This window comes from Streptomyces sp. NPDC093260 (assembly GCF_040683715.1).
Lineage (GTDB): Bacteria > Actinomycetota > Actinomycetes > Streptomycetales > Streptomycetaceae > Streptomyces > Streptomyces sennicomposti.
On the sequence record NZ_JBFBEK010000003.1, the window covers coordinates 1 to 17,685 of the forward strand.

The following is a 17,685-nucleotide window of genomic DNA, read 5'->3' on the forward strand; positions in this document are numbered from 1 at the left end:
AGGCTTGCCTTGTTCTCGTGACTGCGTGCCTTTTGAAGAATGAGCCTGCGAGTTTGCGGTGTGTTGCGAGGTTAACCCGTTGTGGGGTAGCCGTAGCGAAAGCGAGTCCGAACAGGGCGGTTGAGTAGCACGCTCAAGACCCGAAGCGGAGTGATCTAGCCATGGGCAGGTTGAAGCGGAGGTAAGACTTCGTGGAGGACCGAACCCACCAGGGTTGAAAACCTGGGGGATGACCTGTGGTTAGGGGTGAAAGGCCAATCAAACTCCGTGATAGCTGGTTCTCCCCGAAATGCATTTAGGTGCAGCGTCGTGTGTTTCTTGCCGGAGGTAGAGCACTGGATAGGCGATGGGCCCTACCGGGTTACTGACCTTAGCCAAACTCCGAATGCCGGTAAGTGAGAGCGCGGCAGTGAGACTGTGGGGGATAAGCTCCATGGTCGAGAGGGAAACAGCCCAGAGCATCGACTAAGGCCCCTAAGCGTACGCTAAGTGGGAAAGGATGTGGAGTCGCAGAGACAACCAGGAGGTTGGCTTAGAAGCAGCCACCCTTGAAAGAGTGCGTAATAGCTCACTGGTCTAGTGATTCCGCGCCGACAATGTAGCGGGGCTCAAGCGTACCGCCGAAGTCGTGTCATTGCAGCATAACGCCCAACGGCGGCTGTGATGGGTAGGGGAGCGTCGTCTGCCGGGTGAAGCAGCACCGGAAGGTAGTTGTGGACGGTTGACGAGTGAGAATGCAGGCATGAGTAGCGATTCACACGTGAGAAACGTGTGCGCCGATTGACTAAGGGTTCCTGGGTCAAGCTGATCTGCCCAGGGTAAGTCGGGACCTAAGGCGAGGCCGACAGGCGTAGTCGATGGATAACCGGTTGATATTCCGGTACCCGCTGTGAAGCGTCAAACATCGAGCATCGTGATGCTAAGGCCGTGAAGCCGCCCTTGATCTCTTCGGAGTGATGGGGAGTGGTGGAGCCGCTGAACCGAGCGGTTAGTAGGTGAGTGATGGGGTGACGCAGGAAGGTAGTCCATCCCGGGCGGTGGTTGTCCCGGGGTAAGGGTGTAGCCCGAGTGGTAGGTAAATCCGCCACTCATGGAGGGTGAGACCTGATGCCGAGCCGATTGTGGTGAAGTGGATGATCCTATGCTGTCGAGAAAAGCCTCTAGCGAGTTTCATGGCGGCCCGTACCCTAAACCGACTCAGGTGGTCAGGTAGAGAATACCGAGGCGTTCGGGTGAACTATGGTTAAGGAACTCGGCAAAATGCCCCCGTAACTTCGGGAGAAGGGGGGCCACACCTGGTGAGGGGCTTTACGCCTTGAGCTGGGGGTGGCCGCAGAGACCAGCGAGAAGCGACTGTTTACTAAAAACACAGGTCCGTGCGAAGCCGTAAGGCGATGTATACGGACTGACGCCTGCCCGGTGCTGGAACGTTAAGGGGACCGGTTAGCTTGGATTCGTCCAGGCGAAGCTGAGAACTTAAGCGCCAGTAAACGGCGGTGGTAACTATAACCATCCTAAGGTAGCGAAATTCCTTGTCGGGTAAGTTCCGACCTGCACGAATGGCGTAACGACTTCTCGACTGTCTCAACCATAGGCCCGGTGAAATTGCACTACGAGTAAAGATGCTCGTTTCGCGCAGCAGGACGGAAAGACCCCGGGACCTTTACTACAGTTTGATATTGGTGTTCGGTTCGGCTTGTGTAGGATAGCTGGGAGACTGTGAAGCATGCACGCCAGTGTGTGTGGAGTCGTCGTTGAAATACCAGTCTGGTCGTGCTGGATGTCTAACCTGGGTCCGTGATCCGGATCAGGGACAGTGTCTGATGGGTAGTTTAACTGGGGCGGTTGCCTCCTAAAGGGTAACGGAGGCGCCCAAAGGTTCCCTCAGCCTGGTTGGTAATCAGGTGTTGAGTGTAAGTGCACAAGGGAGCTTGACTGTGAGACCGACGGGTCGAGCAGGGACGAAAGTCGGGACTAGTGATCCGGCGGTGGCTTGTGGAAGCGCCGTCGCTCAACGGATAAAAGGTACCCCGGGGATAACAGGCTGATCTTCCCCAAGAGTCCATATCGACGGGATGGTTTGGCACCTCGATGTCGGCTCGTCGCATCCTGGGGCTGGAGTCGGTCCCAAGGGTTGGGCTGTTCGCCCATTAAAGCGGTACGCGAGCTGGGTTTAGAACGTCGTGAGACAGTTCGGTCCCTATCCGCTGTGCGCGTAGGAGTCTTGAGAAGGGCTGTCCCTAGTACGAGAGGACCGGGACGGACGAACCTCTGGTGTGCCAGTTGTTCTGCCAAGGGCATGGCTGGTTGGCTACGTTCGGGAGGGATAACCGCTGAAAGCATCTAAGCGGGAAGCCTGCTTCGAGATGAGGACTCCCACCCACTTGATGGGGTAAGGCTCCCAGTAGACGACTGGGTTGATAGGCCGGATCTGGAAGCACGGTAACGTGTGGAGGTGACCGGTACTAATAGGCCGAGGGCTTGTCCTCAGTTGCTCGCGTCCACTGTGTTGGTTCTGAAACCACGAACAACCCCATGCCATGGTTGTGGTGTGGTGCGGTTGAGAGTTTCATAGTGTTTCGGTGGTCATAGCGTGAGGGAAACGCCCGGTTACATTCCGAACCCGGAAGCTAAGCCTTTCAGCGCCGATGGTACTGCAGGGGGGACCCTGTGGGAGAGTAGGACACCGCCGAACAATTCTTCAGAAGAGGCCCACACCGAAACGGTGTGGGCCTCTTCGTTTTTTCTGGACTACCGTGGCCCCATGAGCAGCCCCGACAGCGACGAGAAGTACCTGGTCCGTGCCATACACGCCGACGAGTGGCCCGCGGTGAAGGCCCTGCGGCTTCGTGCGCTGCGGGACCCGATCGCCCACCTGGCCTTCCTGGAGACGTACGAGGACGCTGCCGCCAGGCCGGACTCCTACTGGCGGGAGCGGACGGCCGGAGCCGCCGAAGGCTCCACCGCGGTGCGGCAGTTCATCGCGGAGGCCCCCGGCGGCGAGTGGGTCGGCAGCGTCACCGCGCTGATCGAGGAGGCCGGGATGACGGACTGGACCGGCTGCACCGTCGAACAGCGCCAGGGGCATCTCGTCGGCGTGTACGTGCGGCCCGAGCACCGCGGCTGCGGGCTCACCGAGGTCCTGTTCGACGAGTCCGTGCAGTGGGTCTGGTCGGCCGGCGTGGACCGGGTTCGGCTGTTCGTGCACGAGGACAACGGGCGGGCCGAGCGCTTCTACCGGCGGTTCGGCTTCGTGCCGAGCGGCCACACCGTGCCCATGATCGGCCACCCCGAGCAGACCGAGCTGGAGTACGTCCTCGAGCGTCCCTGAAGTGGCCCCTGAGCGGGATCGACGGGCGGCCCTCAGACCGGCAGCTCGTCGTGCGGCCAGCGGGCGCGGCCCTGTTCACGCGAGCGGAGCAGGGCCAGGGTCGGCAGTCCCTGGTCGGTGCCCCTGGCCAGCAGCTCGGGGAGCTGCGGCAGCGGGGCCACGGCCGCCACGTCGTCCAGGACGAGGGCGAGTGGTGGGTCGAGCCGACCGGAGGATGACCGTTCGGCCATGCGCCGGCCGTGCTCGACCACGCTTGCGGTGAGCGCCGTCAGCAGCGGCATGGCGCCCGGGTTGGTGCGAGGATCCTCGATGGATTCCCCCACCACGTAAAGCGTTCCCCCTTCGTTCACGAAGGAATCCAAGGCGAGCGCATCAGTTCGGTGGGGAGTGCAGGCTTCGCGGACGTTCACCGTGAACAGCGAGGCCAGGGCACGGCTCGTCAGTTCCTGGGCGATGTCCCGGCGTTCGGGGTGCGCGGTGAGCGCGGCCTCCAGCTCGCCCGCGGAGCCGGCGGCCGCCTTCGGGTTGGTGCGCAGGGTCCGTACGGCGTCCTGGAGCTGCGTCCCCTGGGACCAGCGGTGGACGTGGCGGATGGTGCGGCCGTCGATGGCGGCGGCGTGCAGGAAGCTGCGCAGCAGCGTCTCGGCGGTCTCGGCGACCGCCTGGTCGATCTTCGCGGTGGGGCGGACCGGGGCGAGGAGGGCGGTCGCCCGGGCCAGGGCGGTCCGCTTGTCCTCGCAGCCCGCCGTGGGCGACCAGTGCAGCCGGGCCGGGGTGTCGCACAGGTGCGTGGGGTCGTAGAGGAGGACCGGGCCGAGTTTGGCGCGGGAGTCCTTGGTGTCCTGCCACAGCGCCGGGTTCGAGGTGACGACGAGGGCGGGTCCGGCCGCGTCGCGGATGGCCTGGGCGGCCGGGGCCTGGCGGCCTTCCCGCGGCGCGACGACGACGGTGGCCCGCGGGAGCTCCGGGAACGCCGGGGAGGGTGCGGGCGGCGGCTCGGCTCCCACCGTGAGCCCTTCCTGCGCGAGCCCTTCCGGTACGGGGGTTTCTCGTGCAGGGGCTTCCCGCACGGTCTCCGGGACGGGCGGTCGTACGGGTACCGGCTGCTGGAGCGCTGGGAACGGGTCCTGCGCGGGGACGGCGGCTGTGCGCTGCCCGGGGACCTCGTGGTGGGCGGGAGACTCCCGAGACCCCTGAGGCTCCAGAAGGGCACCGTGCCCCGGCGCGGCTGCCGCCTCCGCTCGCCTGCGGGCGCGGCCCGCCCGCCAGCGGGTCACCGTGCCGAGCACGAACACCGTCAGCACGAACAGCACCATCAGCTGGCCGATGAACAGGCCCCAGAACAGGCCGTACCCCGAGAGAGCGGCCGGCGGGGTGCCGGGCCAGGCACCGGGGATGTCGTGCGGTTCGGCGACGAGGTGGCGCATGGCCAGAGGCGTACGGGTGAAGGAGACGGCGTGCGGCCAGGAGCCGTGGGAGAACAGGCCGGCCAGGCCCGTCGCCGTCCACACCAGCACGGTCATGCCGAGGAGGAAGGCGAGCAGGCCGATCAGCAGGCCGTCGGGGATGCCGCCCTGGCCGTCCCGACGGCCACCGCCCTGCCCGCGGTCGTCCGGTCTCACCGCTGTGCGCCTCTCTGCCGGCCGACCTAGGCCACCGTCGACTCGGAGGAGCCGCCCAGGTCGGGGACGTGCTGCTCCACGAAGGCCGCCGCCCGTGCCTCGGCCTCCAGTTCGGCGGCGCGCAGGGCGTCGTCGGCGAGGCGGTCGAAGGACGACTCGGTCATGGCGCGGTCGGTGAAGACCAGCGGCCGTTCGGTCTCGGTGATCAGGTGTTTGACGACCTGGACGTTGCCGTTGACGTCCCACACCGCGATGCCCGGGGTCAGCGTCGGGATGATCTCCACGGCCCATCGGGGCAGGCCGAGGACCCGGCCGGTGGCCCGTGCCTCGTCGGCCTTCTGGGCGTAGATGGTGCGGGTGGAGGCCATCTTGAGGATCGCCGCCGCCTCCTTGGCCGCGGCGCCGTCCACCACGTCGGACAGGTGGTGGACGACCGCGACGAAGGACAGGCCGAGCCGGCGCCCGAACTTCAGCAGCCGCTGGAACAGCTGGGCGACGAACGGGCTGTTGATGATGTGCCAGGCCTCTTCGACCAGGAAGATGCGCTTCTTGCGGTCGGGGCGGATCCAGGTGTGCTCCAGCCACACGCCGACGATCGCCATGAGGATGGGCATGGCGATGGAGTTGCGGTCGATGTGGGACAGGTCGAAGACGATCAGCGGCGCGTCCAGGTCGATGCCGACCGTGGTCGGGCCGTCGAACATGCCGCGCAGGTCGCCGTCGACCAGGCGGTCCAGGACCAGGGCGACGTCCAGGCCCCAGGCGCGTACGTCGTCTATGGCGACGTTCATCGCCTCGGCCGACTCCGGCTCGGGGTGGCGCAGCTGCTCGACGATGTCGGACAGCACCGGCTGGCGCTGCACGATCGTCTCGTTGACGTAGGCGTGCGCGACCTTCAGGGCGAAGCCGGAGCGCTCGTCCAGGCCGTGGCCCATGGCGACCTCGATGATGGTCCGCAGCAGGGCCAGCTGGCCGGTGGTGGTGATCGACGGGTCCAGCGGGTTGAGGCGGATGCCGTGGTCGAGGGCGGCCGTCGGGTCGAGGCGGATGGGAGTTATCCCCAGCTCCTCGGCGATGAGGTTCCACTCGCCGACGCCGTCCTCGCCCTGGGCGTCCAGGACGACGACCTGGCGGTCGCGGAAGCGCAGCTGGCGCAGGACGTAGGTCTTCTCCAGCGCCGACTTGCCGTTGCCGGACTCGCCGAGGACCAGCCAGTGCGGGGCGGGCAGCTGCTGGCCGTACAGCTGGAAGGGGTCGTAGATGTAGCCCTTCCCGGAGTACACCTCCCGGCCGATGATGACGCCCGAGTCGCCGAGGCCGGGGGCGGCGGTGGGCAGGTAGACCGCCTGGGCCTGGCCGGTGGAGGTGCGCACTGGGAGCCTGGTCGTCTCGACCTTCCCGAACAGGAAGGACGTGAAGGCGTCCGTGAGCGCGGTCAGCGGGTCCCGCATCAGAGCATCAGCCCCTACCGTCGGATTCCGGTGGCGAACGGGAGCGTGTTCACGAAGGCGCGGTGGTGCTCGCGGTCGCACCACTCCAGCTTGAGGTACGACTTGCCGGCCGACGCCCTGATGGTCCGCTTGTCGCGGGCCAGGGCCTCGGGGGTGCGGGAGGAGACGGTGATGTAGCCGACGAGGTTGACGCCGGCGGCGCCGCTGGCGAGGTCGTCGCCGCGCTGGTCGATGCGGTTGTGGGCGGCGACGTCGCGCGGGTCGACGGTGCGGTTCATCTTGGCGGCGCGGCTGGCCTCGGCGGCGTCGTTCGTCTTCTCGGTGAGCATGCGTTCGATGGCGACCTCGGTGGGTTCGAGGTCCATCGTGACGGCGACGGTGCGGATGACGTCCGGGGTGTGGACGAGGAGCGGGGCCAGGAAGTTGACGCCGACGGGGGTCATCGGCCACTCCTTGACCCAGGCGGTGGCGTGGCACCAGGGCTCGCGGGTCGAGGACTCGCGCGTCTTGGCCTGGAGGTACGTCGCCTCCCGGGCGTCCAGCTCGGCGGGCCAGGCGTTGCGCCGGGTCATCGCCTGGATGTGGTCGATCGGGTGGTCCGGGTCGTACATGGAGTGGATCAGGGAGGCGAGCCGGCCCTGGCCGAGCGGCTGGCGGACGCGGATGTCGGCCTCCTGGAGGCGCGAGCAGATGTCGGTCAGCTCGCGGGCCATGACGACGGCGAGACCGGCGTCCCGGTCGAGCTTGCGGCCGGCCTGCGGGCGGGCGGCGCGGGCCATGGCGTGCGCCTCGGCGGCCAGTTCGCGGGTGAAGTGCATGCAGGCGACGAGGTAGGCGCGGTGCTGCTCGCTGCTGGTGGACACCATGGACTGGAGCTGGTCGTAGGACTGCTGGAGCCAGCCCGGGGCGCGTTCGTCGCCGCGCTGGGCGACGTCCTTGGCGTGCGCGTCGGGGTCGGCGGGCAGGGTGCGGGCGAGCATCTGGAGACGGGTGACGAAGCCGTCGCCGTTGGCCACGTGTTTGAGGAGGGTGCCGAAGCGGTCGACGAGGGCTTCCTGGTCCTCGGAGTCGCGCAGGCCGACGCCGGGGCCCTCGATCTCGATGGCGGCGGTGACGGTCTTGCGGTCGGCGTGCAGCAGGACGGCGATCTCGTCGGGGCCGAAGGGCGCGGCGAGCCAGGTGATGCGGCCGATGCCGGGCGGCGGGCCGATCTCGATCTCCCGGCCGTCGATACGGGTGCCGGCCTCCATCACACCCGAGCGGTAGACGGCGTTGCGTTTGACGGTGCGCTTGTAGCTGCGGTTGATCTCGAACCACTTGTAGAAGGTGCGGTGCCGGTAGGGCACGTAGACGGCGGCGAGGGCCAGGAGCGGGAAGCCGGTCAGCAGCAGGATGCGCAGGGGCAGCACGGGGACGAGGAGCCCGCACATCATGCCGATGGCCGCGCCCACGACGATGAGGGCGATCTCGCCGGTCTCGCGGTTGCGGCCGACGATCGCGTTCGGCCGGGCGCGGCCGATCAGATATGTACGGCGGGGCGTGACCGCGGGGGACACGTGGGACTCGGTCGTCAACGCCCTTCACCTCCCGTGCGGTTGGTACTGCTGTTGCGGGTGCTGCTGGCGTGCGGGGTGTTCACCGGGCTGGGCGCCCGGGGGGCCGGGGTGGCGGAGGGGACGGCTCCGCCGCCGCCGTCGGAGGGGCGGGCGCTGTGCGCGGCGACGCCCCCGGAGACGGGACTGGCCGGCCGGGGGGCGGAGGGTGCGCCGCCGTTGCTGTCGGCGCGGGTGCTGTGGGTCTTGATGCCCTGGGCGACCATGGTGGCCGGGGAGCTGATGACGGCGGCGGCCTTGCGTTCGGCGCCCTGCATGATGCGGTTGTTGCGGCCGGCCGCGATCTCGTCGCCGAAGCCGGGGACGAAGCGGTAGATCATCGCGCTGGCGAAGATGGCGAGCAGGATGATGGCGAGGCCGGAGACGACGGCGCCGAGGGCGTCGGGGCCGCCGTCGGTGGTGAGGGCGCTGGCCAGGCCGAGCACGATGACGATGACCGGTTTGACCAGGATGACGGCGATCATGATGCTGGCCCAGCGGCGGACGTGGCCCCAGAGGTTCTTGTCGACCAGCCCGGAGTAGACGACGACGCCGAGCAGGGCGCCGACGTAGAGCAGGATGGCGCGCAGGAACATCTCCAGGTAGAGGATGCCGGCGGCGAGGATGGAGATGAGCGAGACGATGATCAGCATGATCGGTCCGCCGCCGATGTCGGTGCCCTTGTCGAGGGCGCCGGCGAAGGTGCCGAAGAACGTGCCGGTCTGGTCGCCGGTGGCCTTGGCCAGGACGTCGCTGACGCTGTCGGTCGCGGAGACGACGGTGTAGAGGATCAGCGGGGTGAAGGCGGAGGCGAGGACGGTCAGCCACAGGAAGCCGACCGCCTCGGAGATCGCGGTGGTCAGCGGTACGCCGCGCACGGCCCGCTTGGCGACGGCCAGGAGCCACAGCAGCAGGGTGAGGATGGCCGAGGCCGCGAAGACGATGGCGTACTGCTGGAGGAACTTCTGGTTGGTGAAGTCGACGGTGGCGGTCGACTGCACGGCCTTGCTGAGCTGCTTGACCGTCCAGGAGGCGGCGTCGGCGCAGCCCTTGGCGAGGGAGGAGAGGGGGTCGAGGGTGGAGGTGGGGTCGGTGGTGAGGCCGTTGGAGCGGGAGGTGCCGCCGCTGCCCTTTTCGCAGTAGTCCTTGGCCGGGCCGCGGATCAGGCCGCACGGGTCCTTGCTCGGCGACGTCGACGGCCTGGGCGACGAGGAAGATGACGTGGGCGCCGACGGGGTGCCGCCGGGGGTGGGGTCGGCGACGGCGCGGGTGGCCAGCAGTACCGCGGCGGTCTGTACGGCGGTGACGGCGGCCGACACCTTGAGGAAGCGGTGGTTAGCGCGCATAGGTGAAGCCTCCGTACTCCTCGACGGCCTTCGTCATGTCGTCGGCGGTGGAGGCCCGCTGGTCGCGTCCCACCGGGACGGGGCCGTCCTTCTGCTGGAAGTCGGTGATCTTCCAGTCGTTCGCGACCCAGCGCAGCTGGTACGTGGTCGTGAACCAGCTCTCCGAGACCGGGTTGGTCGACGCCTGCCCGGACAGGCCGAACAAAGACGTGTACCAGACCTCGACGCTGGCGGTGTCCCCGCTCAGCGCGGCGATCTTCGTGCCCACCGGGATGACCCGTGAGACGAACGTCTGGCCGGCCGGCGCGGTGCCGTTCTTGGTGAGGCCGATGTTGGCGAGGAACTTCTCGCTGGAGTAGGCGCTGTCCAGGTCGGCCTGGCGGGCAGCGGCGATGTCCGGCGCGTAGACGGTGTTCACGATGCGGTGCCGCCGGTCGGCGTCGAACATCTCGGCGGAACCGAGCGCCACCGCGTAGTTCGCCGCCGCGCTCTGTGCCCCCTGTTCGTCGTGGGGGAAGCCGGAGGGGATGCCCGCGGTCTTCGTGGTGACCGGTTTCTCGCCGGTGGCGGCCGTCGCCGCGGCCTTCGGCTTGTCGCCGGCGCCGTCGGAGGCGGCTGAACCGCCGTCGCCGCCGCCGCGGTTCGCGAAGGCGATCGCGCCGATGAGCAGGACGACCACGGCGACCACCGTGATCAGGCCGCGCGAGGACGAGCGGGAGCCGCGCCGGGCGCCGCCGTAGGGGTCGCCGGGGCGGTCGGGCAGTCTGGTGCGGGTGCGCCCGCCGTCGTAGTACTCGTCGTCGGCGCGTGCGGAATCACCGAACCCGTGCTCGTCTCCGAGACTCATGTCCCGTACGCTCCCTCGACCTCGACCTCGTACCGGAACGCCTGGAAGTGCGACGCCTGGACGTACGACGGTAGCCGTGCTGGTTGCCGCGTGGGCGCGGTGTGGTGACTCGACATCAGGGAAGCGCAACCTCGGCCGGTGGGCACGGTGGGTGGGTGGGGGCAGCGGGGGCACTCGGCGGCGTCCTCGGGGGCCGCCGGTGGCCGGTGCGGCGCACCGTGCGCGGCGTGCGCGGGTGTGCGCCGGTCGGCCCGCTCTACACGGCCATGCCGTACACGATCGTGAACAGGGTGCCGAGGGAGCCGATGATGAACACCCCGGTGAGGCCGGCGATGATCAGGCCCTTGCCCTGTTCGGCGCTGAACGTGTCACGCAGCGCGGTCGCGCCGATGCGCTGCTTGGCCGCTCCCCACACGGCGATGCCGAGGCAGAGCAGGATGGCCACCGCCATCACCACCTCGATCATCACCTTCGCCTCGTTGCCCAGGCTGCCGAAGGGGCCCCAGTTCGGAGCGATCCCGCCGATGATGGTGTTGATGTCTCCCTTGTCGGCCGCAAAGAGCATGTAAGTCACCGCCCCTGGTGGGTAGTTCCGCGGCCCCTGCGGGCGCGCAGAGGTCAGGCTCATTGTCGCCGACGATGACGCCCGCGTATGTCGACTTGGCGCCATTGCCTGGCGAGTTTCGTACGTATGGTTACTGTGTGTATCACGCCAGGTCACGCCGGGCAATGAAGTTCGACCGGAACCTGTCGTGTGGTCCCGTCGTTCTCACCTTTCCGGTCCGGCAGGGTTTCTGACGGCCAGTCGGGTGAGCGACGTACTCGATGGTCTCACGCTTCGCCGGTCGGGCGGCCCTGCGGCGCCGCCGAAGCGGGCGGTGGATCGGTGCGTCGGGCCGCGGGGTGGGACGCCGGCGGGACCGAGGGCCGCGGAGTGTGCGCCCGGGGTGAGGACTGGGGGGCGCGCGGCGGGGAATCAGGTGCGGCGGAGGGCGCTCGGCGGCGCTCGTGGGTGCGCCGGCCGTGCCCGGGGACCGGCGCGGGACAAGGAGGACGATGCGGGGCAGACTGTGCGGTGATCGGGGGTTTCACAGGAAAATCTCAGTGAAGTCGGGCTCGGTTTCCCAGCTTCGTGGGCCACAGTGGGGCCTGATGATGCGCACCTCAGGTACCCAGAGTCCCGCTCGTCACGGACGCCCGCGTCACCGCGCCCGGAACCAGGCGCTGTTCGTGGCCCTGACGTTGATCGCGGTCACCTCCGCCTCCGTCGCCGCCGCCGACGACGGGGCGGGGCCGCTCGGGGTGACCGCGGTGTCCGCGGTCACTGCGCCGGGCGCCCGGGTGGGGGCGCTGTTCGGCGCGGACAAGGCCGGCGCCCTGGCCGGGAACCACTTCTGCACCGCCTCGGTCGTGCACAGCGCCGGCCGGAACCTGATCCTCACGGCCGCGCACTGCGTGAGCGGCGACAGCGACCTCGTCTTCGTGCCGGGGTACCGCGACGGCAAGGCGCCGTACGGGGTGTGGTCGGTGGGCAAGCGGTTCGTGCCCCAGGGCTGGTCGCGCGACCAGGACGAGGACAGCGATCTGGCCTTCGCCGTGCTCGAGCCGCTGCGCGGCGAGGACGTGGAGGACGTCGTCGGCGCCGACCGGTTCACCACGGGGCGGCGGACCGGGGCGACGCCGGTGACGGTCACCGGTTACCCGGACGAGCGCGAGGTGCCCGTCCGCTGCACCAACCGGCCGAGCGTGCACAGCGCCACGCAACAGCGCATCGACTGCCCGAAGTTCACCAGTGGCACCAGCGGCAGCCCGTGGGTCAACGGCCGGCACGAGGTCGTCGGCGTCCTCGGCGGCCATGAAATGGGCGGCTCCACCGCGGACACCTCCTACAGCGTCGTCTTCGGCGACGACGCGGCGGAACTGTACGAGGTGGCCTCGGGGGCGCGGTAGGGCACTGGGAGGCGCGCTTGCCGTCACGGCCGTCCGGTGGCTGAGACGCGGTGGGCCGGGGCCCGTTCTTGGCGTGTGATCCCCTCAAAAAGCGGGCGCGGCGGCCTTAAGCTGTGCCTGGGCTGACTCCCGGCGGGCGGAGGGTGATTGACGGTGCGTAAGGGCTGGGTCATCGCGGTCGCCGCCGTCGGCTCCGGAGTCTCCTTCGTGCTGGTGCTGGTGATCGGCGTGTACGTCGTCGCCGGGAACATCGTGAACGGCGTGGGCGGGGGGGCCGTCGGGCTCGCCAAGGGCGCGGTGCCGGCCGCGTACTCGACCCTCGTGCAGAAGTGGGGCAACCTATGTCCCGCTCTCAACCCGGCGCTGCTGGCCGCGCAGCTGTACCAGGAGAGCGGGTTCAACCCGAACGCGAAGTCACCGGCCGCGGCCGAGGGGATAGCGCAGTTCATCCCCGGCACCTGGGCCACCCACGGCGTGGACGGCGACGGCGACGGCAAGCGCGACGTCTGGGACCCGGACGACGCGATCCCGTCGGCCGCCTCCTACGACTGCGAACTCGCCAAGTACGTGCGGACGGTGCCCGGCGACGCCACCCACAACATGCTCGCCGCGTACAACGCGGGGGCGGACGCGGTCATCCGGTACGGAGGGGTGCCGCCGTACCCCGAGACCCAGAACTACGTGAAGACGATCACCACCCTGGAGAAGAGCTTCGCCGCGCCCGTGCGGCGGGTGGATCCGTCCCAGCAGGCTGCTGCCGCCATCTCCTATGCGCAGAGCAAGCTGGGGACGCCCTATCTGTGGGGTGGGGAGGGGACCGCCGCGCAGGGTGGGCGGTTCGACTGTTCGGGGCTGACGCAGGCCGCGTACGCGAGTGCGGGGATCACCCTGCCGCGGGTCGCCAACGACCAGTACAACGCGGGGCCGCATCCCAAGCGGGAGGAACTGCTCCCGGGTGACCTCGTGTTCTTCTCCGACGATCTGACCAATTCGCGGGCCATCCGGCACGTCGGTATCTACGTCGGCGGCGGGTACATGATCGACGCCCCGCGGACGGGTGCGGTGATCCGGTTCGACCCCGTCGACACACCGGACTACTTCGGGGCGACCCGGGTAACCGAAGATGGCGCGAAAGCGCTCCCCACGGCGGTCTGAACCGAGCGTGAACCCCTGCCCTGAGCTGCGGCGACGCATCTCTCTTCGGTAACGTCTGCGTGATCATTCGGTGGAGTGCGGAACGCATCGAACGGGCTCGTGCGTTCCTGTTGACGTAGCCAAGCCGACGTCGGGCGCGGCGCGTGACGCGCGCACGCAGCGGGAGCGGACCTACGACCACGGGGGTGGCAGGAGCGGCGCACGCTGGGTGCGCCCGGAACGACACGACGAAGGGGCCGCAGCACCATGGCTGGACTCGCCGAATCCGGGTCGAACCCCGACGTCGACCTGCTCTACGACATCAACGGCCTCGCCAAGGACGCCCCGCACTGGTTCGACCGGGCCGTGGAGTACGTCGGGGAGTACGGGCTGCTGCTCGCCTCGGTGCTGCTGGTCGTGTGGTGCTGGTGGTCCGTGCGGCGGCGGGGCGGCGAGGACGCCGCCGGGTCGGTGGCCGCGCTGGTCTGGGCGCCGCTGGCCGCCGGGATCGCGGTGCTGGTGAACGTGCCGATACGGGGGTTCGTGGAGCGGCCCCGGCCGTTCCGGGACCACCAGGGGCTCGATGTGCTGGTCTCCGGGAAGACCGACTTCTCGTTCGTGAGCGACCACGCGACGATCACCATGGCGATGGGGGCCGCGCTGTTCGTGGCCAACCGGCGGTTCGGGCTGGCGGGGATCGGCGTCGCGCTGCTGGAGGGGTTCTGCCGGGTGTACATGGGCGTGCACTATCCGACCGACGTGGTGGGCGGGTTCGCGCTGGGGACTGCTGTGGCGTTGTTGCTGTCGCCGTTGGCGATGGCTGTGCTGACGCCTGTGGTGCGGGCGGTGGAGGGGACTGCCTGGGGGGCCTGGCTGGTGCGGGGGCGGGCTGCTCGGGGGGCCGGGGCGGTCGTCGCCGAGACCCGGGGTGAGGAGCGGGCTTCCGCCGAGGAGCGGGATCTGGCCGCGTGAGGGTGCGGGGTCGCTGCGGGTGCGGGGCCGTCGCGGCTGAGGTGCGGGCGGGGCGCTGACCTCGCTGGAGGGTGCCTCCCCCGGGCTCTTCGAGCAGGGGGTACCCCGAGCCCGCCCGTGGCCGCCCTGGCGGCGCGTGTGCCCGCGGATGCGGGGCGGCACGGGGCGGCGCTGCCCGCGGCCAGGCGCACGGGGCGGCGCTGCCCGCGGCCAGGCGGGGGCTACAGGCTCTGGGGGAAGGTGAAGAAGCCCTCGGGGTCGTACTGGTGCTTCAGTCGGGTCAGGCGGGAGGCCGCCGGGCCGTAGTACGCCGTGCGCCAGTCCTTCAGGGTGGGGTCCGTGTAGTTCTGGTAGGCCGCGCCCGAGGCGTGCGGGCGCATCGCCGAGTGGGCCGTGGTCAGCCAGGACTGGGCCGTCGTGCCGGCCGTGCCGGGGGCCCAGGACGCGATGTACTGGACCAGCATCCGCGAGCGGCGGTGGACGAACGCCGTCGCCGTGGGCGAGACGCGGTTGACCGCGCCGCCGAGTGCGGTGAACGCGATGCTGCCCGCGCCGCCGCGCACCGCCCGCACCTGGGCCAGCAGCGTCCGGATCCCGGCCGCCGGGAGCGAGCGGTCGAAGAAGTCCGAGCGGGCCGCGTACGTCTCGCGGCCGAGCCGGCCCTGCGCGGAGCGGCCGGGCGTCGTACCGGGCAGATGGCACTGCGGCTCGGTCGGGAAGGACGAGCAGCCGGCGTACGCCTCCATGGCGCCCTCGTAGGAGTGGCGGCGCAGGGACACGCTGGAGGCGTGCGCGCCGACGCGCGCCGCGAGGCGGTCGACCGCGTTCTGCAGTTCGCCGTAGGTGCCGAGGGAGAAGGCGGCCACCGAGACCTTCGGGGCGCCGCTGGAGGTCTTCTCCAGGTGCAGGGAGGACCAGATCTCGTCCGGCTGGCCGGGCCCCCACTCCTGCCAGGCCGCCAGCACCGCGGCTGCCTCGGCCCACGGCCAGGTGAGGTAGGCCGAGACCGCCTGGGGCGCGGGGTGGGTGCGGAAGCGGAGTTCGGTGACGACGCCGAAGTTGCCGTTGCCCGCGCCGCGCAGCGCCCAGAACAGGTCCTTGTTCTCGGTGGCGTTCGCGGTGAGCACCTTGCCGTCGGCGGTGACGACGGTGGCCTGGGTGAGGCTGTCGCAGGTCAGGCCGTAGGCGCGGGAGACGACTCCGTGGCCGCCGCCGAGGACCAGGCCGGAGACGCCCACGGTGGGGCAGGAGCCGGCGGGTATGGTCACGCCCTTGGCGGCCAGGGCGCGGTAGACGTCGATGAGTTTCGCTCCCGCGCCCACCACCGCGGACGTACCGCTCGCGCGGACCTTGTCGAGCCGGGACACGTCGATGACGAGGCGGTTGTCGCCGGAGGACCAGCCGGCGTAGGAGTGGCCGCCGTTGCGGACGGCGACGCGCAGGCCGTGGGCGCGGGCGTAGGAGAGGGCCGTGCGGATGTCGTCGGTGTGCGCGACGTAGGCGACGGCGGCCGGACGCAGGCCGTCGAAGCGGGTGTTGTAGAGCTGCCGGGCCGTCGTCCAGCCGCTGTCGCCGGGGCGGACCAGGGCGCCGTCCAGGGTGTGGGCGAGCGCGGTCCAGTCGGCGGCGGTGCGGTGCGCCTGGCCGGCGGGCGCGGCCAGGGACGTACGGGAGCCGCCCGCGCCGGACGCGGCGCCGTTCGCGCCGGCGCCGCCGCCGCTGCACGCGCCCGTGGCGAACGCGGCCAGTGCCGCCGCGCCGCCCGCTGTGAACGCACGCCGTTCCATGTCGTGCCCCTCCCTGTGGACTCCCGTGAACCGAGACGGCCACCGGGCCCGGCGGGTTCCTTCCCCGGGGCGGGAGTCCCCCGGGCCGGGGCGGGGGACGGCCGCCCGCGCGGGCGCTGCGAGGCGTGGCCCGTTCCTCTCCGCCTCCCGCACGGCACCCCCGGCCCCGCACCCGCCCCGCCCCGTCGCATCCCGGGACGCCGTGGGGCGCCCGCCCCGTCGCACCCCAGGGCGCCGCTCGGCGCCCGCCCCGTCGGGACCTGCACGTGTTCTCCCCGTGAGCGTTCCGTGACCTCACCGTGCCGACGGCAGGGGTTCACCCCTCGTTCACTTCCGGCCATCGGCGGCTTCACCTGTTCTGCCTAATTTCGGCCTTACCCGGTGCTGGTGCGCGTCTCGGCGCACCGGTGTCGCCCACTCTTCGCACGCCGCCGGACAGGACGGCGGCTCCTGGAAGGAATTCCCTCAAGTGAAGCTTCAGCGCAAGAACCGGCGGGCACTCGCTCTCGGCGCTCTCGCCGTCTCCGGCGCCCTGGCCCTCACGGCGTGCGGCTCCGACGACACGGGCGGCAAGGACAACGCCGGTGGCGGCAGCAGCACGGCTGCCTCCAACAGCTCCGTCAAGTGCGACGGGGCCAAGGGCCAGCTGCTCGCCGACGGCTCGTCCGCGCAGAAGAACGCGATCGACGCCTGGGTCAAGGAGTTCAGCCAGGCCTGTGGCGTGCAGATCAACTACAAGGGCGGCGGCTCCGGCGCCGGCGTCACCGCCTTCAGCCAGGGTCAGGTGGCCTTCGCCGGTTCCGACTCCGCGCTGAAGCCCGAGGACGTCGCCGCGTCCAAGAAGGTCTGCTCCGGCGGTCAGGGCATCGACCTGCCGATGGTCGGCGGCCCGATCGCGGTCGGCTACAACGTCCCCGGCGTCCAGGACCTGGTCCTCGACGCGCCGACCCTGGCCAAGATCTTCGACGACAAGATCCAGAACTGGAACGCCCCGGAGATCAAGAAGCTCAACCCGAACGCCAAGCTGCCCGACCTGAAGATCCAGGCGTTCCACCGCTCGGACGAGTCCGGCACCACGGACAACTTCACCAAGTACCTGAAGGCCGCCGCGCCCGCCGACTGGAAGTACTCCGGCGGCAAGGCCTGGCAGGCCAAGGGCGGCCAGGCGGCCCCGCAGTCCTCCGGTGTGGCCCAGCAGGTCAAGCAGACCAACGGCGCGATCGGCTACTTCGAGCTGTCGTACGCCAAGGACATGACCACGGTCGCCGTCGCCACCGGCGCCTCCGCCCCGGTCAAGGCCACCGTCGAGAACGCCACCAAGGCCATCGCGGACGCCAAGGTCGTCGGCACCGGCAGCGACCTGGCGCTCCAGCTCAACTACGCCACCAAGGCCGACGGCGCCTACCCGATGGTCCTGGTCACCTACGAGATCGCCTGCGACAAGGGCAACAAGGCCGACACCCTGCCCGCGACCAAGGCGTTCCTGCGCTACATCGCCAGCGAGGACGGCCAGAAGATCCTCACGGAGAAGGACTACGCGCCGATCCCCGACGCCATCATCAGCAAGGTCCGCACCACCATCGAGGGCCTGAGCTGATCCGAGTGCGGCCGGCCCCGACCGGGGCCGGCCGCACCGTCCGGTGCACCGCCGCC

Annotated in this window: 12 protein-coding genes and 2 rRNA genes; 7 read left to right on the top strand and 7 right to left on the bottom strand. The window is 69.7% G+C overall.

Annotation, left to right across the window (positions count from 1 at the left end):
- The 3 genes from AB0N63_RS04215 to AB0N63_RS04225 all read left to right on the top strand — a co-directional run.
- Positions 1–2,489 (top strand): 23S ribosomal RNA (locus AB0N63_RS04215); the annotation flags it as partial.
- Between the two features lie 89 nt (positions 2,490–2,578).
- Positions 2,579–2,695: ribosomal RNA gene (rrf, locus tag AB0N63_RS04220) — 5S ribosomal RNA — on the top strand.
- Between the two features lie 69 nt (positions 2,696–2,764).
- Entirely contained in the window at positions 2,765–3,331 is a 567-nt protein-coding gene (locus AB0N63_RS04225; protein WP_365523840.1) for a GNAT family N-acetyltransferase, read from the top strand.
- A 32-nt stretch (positions 3,332–3,363) separates the two neighbouring features.
- Here the strand turns inward: AB0N63_RS04225 and AB0N63_RS04230 are convergent, their stop codons facing one another.
- The 6 genes from AB0N63_RS04230 to AB0N63_RS04255 form a co-directional block, all read right to left on the bottom strand.
- Entirely contained in the window at positions 3,364–4,953 is a 1,590-nt protein-coding gene (locus AB0N63_RS04230) for a type IV secretory system conjugative DNA transfer family protein (RefSeq protein WP_365523842.1), read from the bottom strand.
- A gap of 26 nt (positions 4,954–4,979) precedes the next feature.
- Complete coding sequence (locus AB0N63_RS04235) at positions 4,980–6,404, bottom strand: ATP-binding protein (protein ID WP_365523845.1); 1,425 nt, start codon at positions 6,402–6,404, stop codon at positions 4,980–4,982.
- 14 nt (positions 6,405–6,418) lie between these two features.
- On the bottom strand, positions 6,419–7,978 hold the full coding sequence (locus tag AB0N63_RS04240; RefSeq protein WP_365523848.1) for an SCO6880 family protein: 1,560 nt from the start codon (positions 7,976–7,978) through the stop codon (positions 6,419–6,421).
- Positions 7,975–9,342, bottom strand: a complete 1,368-nt coding sequence (locus tag AB0N63_RS04245) for a hypothetical protein (protein WP_365523851.1) — start codon at positions 9,340–9,342, stop codon at positions 7,975–7,977. Before AB0N63_RS04245 ends, AB0N63_RS04240 begins: the two co-directional genes overlap by 4 nt.
- Positions 9,332–10,189 (bottom strand): hypothetical protein, encoded by an 858-nt coding sequence (locus AB0N63_RS04250; RefSeq protein ID WP_365523853.1) that lies wholly within the window; start codon positions 10,187–10,189, stop codon positions 9,332–9,334. The genes AB0N63_RS04245 and AB0N63_RS04250 overlap by 11 nt, the downstream gene beginning before the upstream one ends.
- Before the next feature lie 256 nt (positions 10,190–10,445).
- Positions 10,446–10,754 (bottom strand): hypothetical protein, encoded by a 309-nt coding sequence (locus tag AB0N63_RS04255; RefSeq protein WP_009189392.1) that lies wholly within the window; start codon positions 10,752–10,754, stop codon positions 10,446–10,448.
- 665 nt (positions 10,755–11,419) lie between these two features.
- Between AB0N63_RS04255 and AB0N63_RS04260 the strand changes: the two genes are divergently transcribed.
- The 3 genes from AB0N63_RS04260 (at position 11,420) to AB0N63_RS04270 (ending at position 14,245) form a co-directional block, all read left to right on the top strand.
- The gene (locus AB0N63_RS04260; protein WP_365523856.1) at positions 11,420–12,139 is read left to right on the top strand and encodes a trypsin-like peptidase domain-containing protein; all 720 of its coding nucleotides are present in this window, start codon (positions 11,420–11,422) and stop codon (positions 12,137–12,139) included.
- 153 nt (positions 12,140–12,292) lie between these two features.
- Positions 12,293–13,294, top strand: a complete 1,002-nt coding sequence (locus AB0N63_RS04265; RefSeq protein WP_365524730.1) for a bifunctional lytic transglycosylase/C40 family peptidase — start codon at positions 12,293–12,295, stop codon at positions 13,292–13,294.
- A 246-nt stretch (positions 13,295–13,540) separates the two neighbouring features.
- Entirely contained in the window at positions 13,541–14,245 is a 705-nt protein-coding gene (locus AB0N63_RS04270; RefSeq protein ID WP_365523859.1) for a phosphatase PAP2 family protein, read from the top strand.
- Between the two features lie 221 nt (positions 14,246–14,466).
- Here AB0N63_RS04270 and AB0N63_RS04275 read toward each other — a convergent pair whose 3' ends face one another.
- On the bottom strand, positions 14,467–16,032 hold the full coding sequence (locus AB0N63_RS04275) for an FAD-binding oxidoreductase (RefSeq protein ID WP_365523862.1): 1,566 nt from the start codon (positions 16,030–16,032) through the stop codon (positions 14,467–14,469).
- 469 nt (positions 16,033–16,501) lie between these two features.
- On the opposite strand from AB0N63_RS04275, the gene pstS reads away from it, so the two are divergent.
- A complete protein-coding gene (pstS, locus tag AB0N63_RS04280) occupies positions 16,502–17,629 on the top strand; it encodes a phosphate ABC transporter substrate-binding protein PstS (protein WP_365523864.1) in 1,128 nt (375 codons plus the stop codon).
- Positions 17,630–17,685: the final 56 nt, after the last annotated feature.

Coding starts and splice junctions, on each gene's coding strand:
- AB0N63_RS04250 (WP_365523853.1), bottom strand. CDS start 10,189: ATGAGTCTCGGAGACGAGCACGGGTTCGGTGATTCCGCACGCGCCGAC.
- AB0N63_RS04225 (WP_365523840.1), top strand. CDS start 2,765: ATGAGCAGCCCCGACAGCGACGAGAAGTACCTGGTCCGTGCCATACAC.
- AB0N63_RS04270 (WP_365523859.1), top strand. CDS start 13,541: ATGGCTGGACTCGCCGAATCCGGGTCGAACCCCGACGTCGACCTGCTC.
- AB0N63_RS04235 (WP_365523845.1), bottom strand. CDS start 6,404: ATGCGGGACCCGCTGACCGCGCTCACGGACGCCTTCACGTCCTTCCTG.
- AB0N63_RS04275 (WP_365523862.1), bottom strand. CDS start 16,032: ATGGAACGGCGTGCGTTCACAGCGGGCGGCGCGGCGGCACTGGCCGCG.
- AB0N63_RS04255 (WP_009189392.1), bottom strand. CDS start 10,754: ATGCTCTTTGCGGCCGACAAGGGAGACATCAACACCATCATCGGCGGG.
- AB0N63_RS04245 (WP_365523851.1), bottom strand. CDS start 9,342: ATGCGCGCTAACCACCGCTTCCTCAAGGTGTCGGCCGCCGTCACCGCC.